The 4,079-nt window shown below is 59.5% G+C and carries 3 protein-coding genes; 2 read left to right on the plus strand and 1 reads right to left on the minus strand.

Annotation, left to right across the window (positions count from 1 at the left end; all coding sequences use genetic code 11):
* Both H6B10_RS12975 and H6B10_RS12980 read left to right on the plus strand, forming a co-directional pair.
* A partial coding sequence (locus H6B10_RS12975; protein WP_204651992.1) for a lipopolysaccharide biosynthesis protein occupies positions 1-1,133 on the plus strand: 1,133 nt, incomplete at its 5' end.
* A gap of 1 nt (position 1,134) precedes the next feature.
* The gene (locus H6B10_RS12980; protein ID WP_204651993.1) at positions 1,135-1,875 is read left to right on the plus strand and encodes a nitroreductase family protein; all 741 of its coding nucleotides are present in this window, start codon (positions 1,135-1,137) and stop codon (positions 1,873-1,875) included.
* Positions 1,876-2,067: 192 nt separating this feature from the next.
* Here H6B10_RS12980 and H6B10_RS12985 read toward each other — a convergent pair whose 3' ends face one another.
* The gene (locus H6B10_RS12985) at positions 2,068-3,942 is read right to left on the minus strand and encodes an LTA synthase family protein (protein WP_204651994.1); all 1,875 of its coding nucleotides are present in this window, start codon (positions 3,940-3,942) and stop codon (positions 2,068-2,070) included.
* Positions 3,943-4,079 lie beyond the last annotated feature (137 nt).

A 4,079-nucleotide genomic window follows, 5' to 3' on the forward strand; every position in this document is an offset into this window, starting at 1 on the left:
TGGTGGCCATGCCGCTGGTGCGGCTGATCCCCAACGCCGGGGATTATCTGCCCTGGCTGTACCTCTGCGTGCTGGCCAGCTGTCTGCGTACCCTGTGTACCCAGTTCATCCGGGCGCGGATGCTCAACCGTCTGGTGGCCATCGACGGCGTTATGACCACCGGCGCGCTGCTGGCCTATTACCTGATCTTCCTGAGCTGGTTCAACATGGGGGCCACCGGTTTCCTGCTGGCCAACGCCTGCGCAGACCTGACCTCCATGGTGTTTGTATTCTTTGCCGGCGGCTGCTGGCGGTACTGCAAGCCCAAAGCCTTTGACAAGGAACTGTGGGTGGATATGCTGCGCTACTGCCTGCCCATGATCCCGGCGGCCATCAGTTTCTGGATCATCAATGCCAGCGATATGTTCTTTGTGCAGGCCATGTGCGAGGACTACCAGGGCCGCAGCGGCAACTACTGGGTGGGCCTGCTCTCGGCGGGGTATTTCCTGCCGCAGGTCATCACCATTATGGGCAGCATCTTCTATGAGGCATGGCAGCTTTCCGCCGTGACCGAGGAACAGGACCGGGAAGCCTTCTTCTCCAAGATTTTCCGGGTCTATGCCTGCGCCATGTTCTGCTGTGTGGCGGGAGTCATTATGCTTTGCCGGCCCATGATGCACCTGTTCAAGGCCGAATACTACGACGGCTGGACCTTTGTGCCCTTCCTGACCCTTTGCTCCATGTTCACCTGCCTGAACCAGTTCCTGAACAGCGTCTATGTGGTGTATAAGCGGTCCACCGGGTCGCTGGTCACCATGCTGGCGGGCGCGGTGCTCAATGTGATCCTCAACATGGCGTTCATCCTGCTGTGGGGGCCCTGGGGCGTTACCCCGGCCAGCTTCCTCAGCCTGATGCTGGTGTTCCTGCTGCGTGCCTACTCCACCCGGGGCCTGCTGCGTATCGACTTCCACGCCCCCTGGCTGGCGGTCAACATGCTGCTGGTGCTGGCCGAGATCTGGTGCCTGATGAATCTGTCCGACTGGGTGGTGCCGGTGGTGCTGCTGACGGCGGTGATCTGCGCCATCAACGTGCGCGAAGTGTTTGACCTGGTACAGAAACTGATGGCGCGGTTCCTGCACCGCAAAGGAGCCTGAGATGGAAAACGAAATTCTGAAAGCGCTGTCCGCCCGCAAAAGCGTCCGGGTCTTTACCGACCGGCCGGTGACCGCCGAAGAGCGGGCCGCCATTCTGAAAGCTGCCTTCCAGGCGCCCACGGCGGGCAACCAGCAGCTGTACACCATTCTGGACATTACCGACCAGGCTCTGAAAGAGCGGCTGACCGACCTTTGTGACCATCAGCCTTTTATTGCCAAAGCACCGCTTTGCCTGGTGTTTTTGGCGGATTGCCGCCGCTGGCCCCGGGCTTACCGGGCGGCAGGGGTGGAAAATCCCCGCAAACCCGGCCCCGGCGACCTTTTGCTGGCTATGGCCGATGCCTGCATTGCGGCCCAGAACGCCGTGACCGCAGCGGAAAGCCTGGGCATCGGCAGCTGTTACATAGGGGACGTGCTGGAAAACGCCGAACAAATGCGCCAGGCCCTGGCCTTGCCCGCCCATGTGGTGCCCGCCTGCATGCTGGTGTTCGGCTACCCCACCGAACAGCAGCAGAACCGCCCCAAGCCGGTGCGCTTCCGGGAGGAAGCGGTGGTCTGCGAGAACACCTACCGCGACCGCACCGAGGCCGAACTGCGGGAGGACTTTACCCTGCGGGGCGCCGGTGTGCCGGAATTTGACTTTGATAGATACCTGCAGGCTTTCTGCAACCGCAAGTATGACAGCGATTTCTCCCGGGAGATGAGCCGCAGCGCAGCGGTGTATCTGAAGGATTTTACATGATGGTTTCCCGCTTTTTTTGTTGGTGGTTTTTCCGGTGTGTCCGAACCCCCGCAACGGAGGAACGGTGCTTGCCCGGTGTTTGTTCTTTTCCGGAAAGAAGCGAAAAACTCCATAAAAAATCCCTCTATGGAAATTCCATAGAGGGATTTTTTGATCAGAGTTTCTTCGGTTCCTTCTTTGCAAAGAAGGAACTTACTGGGCGTCGAAGAGAGTCTGGTCGCGCTTGGCGTGGGCGCCCACGTTGTTGTATTCCAGGTTCAGGTATCCATGTACCCAGGCGTCCAGCGTTTCATCCACGCCGAATTCCGCGGTGCTGCCGTCCGGTTTCATGTAATCGTTGGCGCCGGTCACCACCGGGGTGGTGTCCTTCATTTCCAGCAGATACTGGTAGAAGGTGCTCAGGGGCAGGCCCGCCTGCTGGGCAATGGTGGGCGCCAGCATGACCATATCCATCCGGTTCAGCGGGTCGGTGTCGCTCACCGCTGCGTCGATGTTCTCCAGCGGATAGTTGGCCCAGATAAAGAACGGCGTGCTCCGTTCCAGAATCTGCAGTTCGTTCTGCGGTGCCAGGGTCTTGTCCGCCACATGGTCCACAAAACTGGGGGCGTGGTCGCCGGCCAGGGCAACCACCACCTTGCGGCCGGTGGTTTCGTACAGGTTGGTGAAGTAGTCCAGCAGTTCCGCCACTGCGGCGTCGCTCATCTTCATGCAGCTGAGGAACTCATCCATCAGCTCGTCATACTCACCGTAATCGGCGGCCGCATGGACAATATCCAGCGAGGCATCGTTCATGTCATAGTCGCCGTGGCTCTGGATGGAAACCAGGAAGGCGAACCGGGGCTGATCTTCCGGCATGGCCTCGTAGAGGGTCTGGAAATCCTTATAGGAGGCGGAGTCCGTCTGGTAGGGACGGTTGCCGTAGTATTCCTTGGTGGGGAAGGCGTCCTCAAAATAGGTTTCGTCAAAGCCCAGGGCGCGCCAGGCGGAATCCCGGCGATAGTTGGAGTTGGTGTAGGGGTGGGCGGCCATGGTGGCGTAGCCCAGGCTCTTGGTGTAGCCCACAATGCTGTTGGCGCCGTACAGGTTCAGCCAGTTGAAGGGGGTGATGGAAGGCATCAGCATCAGGGAGTTGCTGGAAAGCATCTCGTACTCGCTGGAGTTGGTGCCGCCGCCCACATGGGGGCTGACCGTGTGGCCGTAGACCGCGTTTTCCAGGTTCTTGGTCACCGGCATGATCTCGGTGTCCGCCTGCAGGTCGGTCACCAGGTCAAAGTCATAAAAACTCTCGGACAGAATCAATACGATGTCCGGGTATTCCTGGGCGCTTTCAGCGGTGGCATATTTGCCCGTCACCATGGCCGCGGCGTCCTGGGCGGCCTGGTCGCTGTAGTTTTCCGGCTCCACAATGGGGTCGGCCATCAGGGCGGTGGCTTCCACCGTGCCCGCTAAGTACCCGTATTTATAATAGGTTTCCTGCCAGGCCCAGCCGTAGGTGGCTTTGGGTTTGATGGGGTTCGGCCCGAAATAGCCGAAGTACATCACGCAGAACACACAGGCCGCACACCCCAGCACCCGCACGCCGCGGGCTTTCCAGCTGGCGCGTTTGGGGGCTTTGCGGGTCAGGAACCACTGCGCCGCGCTGATGCCCAGCACCGGGATCGCCAGCACGCCGATGATCACCACCGTCTGGGAAATTTTCAGGGTGTAGCTGCCCATGACCTCGGCGGCGGTGCCCAGGTTCAGGATGTCCTGGGGCATCAGGGCGGAACCGTGCAGTTCCCGGGTGTAGTAGTTTATCAGTGCCACGATGGTGAACAGCACCCCGGAAATCCCGGTGGCCAGCCACCACCGGCCCAGCACCGCAAACAAAATCAGCGTCAGGCAGAAGGCGGTCATGGCGTTCAGCGGCGCGTACACCGGCCACTGCCCCGCCAGATAGTTGGGCGTCACGCCGTCGGACAACTCCAGCTGATACCGGGAGATGAACGCTACCGCGATCGCCAGCACACAGGGCAGCACGCCCTGGAGCAAAACTTTCTTCCAGTTGTTGGTTTTTAACGTCTGCATGGGAAAATCCCTTGACCTTTCTATACCATGGGTTTGAAACATACAAACGCCAGTATAGCACAGTTCACAAAAAAAAGAAAGAGGGCCCGAAGTCCTCTTTCTTTGGAAATCTCTGGATTTGTTCCTTCTTTGCAAAG

The sequence above is a fragment of the Gemmiger formicilis genome, assembly GCF_016901605.1.
In the GTDB taxonomy this organism is placed as follows: domain Bacteria; phylum Bacillota; class Clostridia; order Oscillospirales; family Ruminococcaceae; genus Gemmiger; species Gemmiger formicilis_B.

Bases quoted from the DNA above. Each gene is read 5' to 3' on its own strand.
- H6B10_RS12980 (WP_204651993.1), top strand. From the start codon at position 1,135: ATGGAAAACGAAATTCTGAAAGCGCTGTCCGCCCGCAAAAGCGTCCGG.
- H6B10_RS12985 (WP_204651994.1), bottom strand. From the start codon at position 3,942: ATGCAGACGTTAAAAACCAACAACTGGAAGAAAGTTTTGCTCCAGGGC.